The 244-nt window shown below is 53.3% G+C and carries 1 protein-coding gene; it reads left to right on the forward strand.

Going from position 1 to position 244, the window contains the following annotated elements:
* Nucleotides 1–244 (forward strand): LytTR family DNA-binding domain-containing protein (locus ACMUOY_RS20480; protein WP_413894558.1); only part of this gene is annotated, 244 nt, incomplete at both ends.

A 244-nucleotide genomic window follows, 5' to 3' on the forward strand; every position in this document is an offset into this window, starting at 1 on the left:
GATGTCGACTATTTCCACGCTGACGAAAAGTACACGCTTGTGGTCACACCGGCGGGCGAATCGCTCATTAAAAAAAGCATCAAAGAACTCGCCTGCGAGCTTGACCCGCAAAAATTCTGGCAGATCCACCGCGCCACGATCGTCAACGTCTCGCGCATTGAAAACATCGTTCGCTCGCTGACCGGGCGGGGCATCCTGAAACTCAAAAACAGAAAGGAAACGCTTCCGGTCAGCCGTCAGTATC

Source organism: Candidatus Skiveiella danica (genome assembly GCF_022705245.1).
Taxonomy (GTDB): Bacteria; Pseudomonadota; Gammaproteobacteria; order Burkholderiales; family Burkholderiaceae_C; genus Skiveiella; species Skiveiella danica.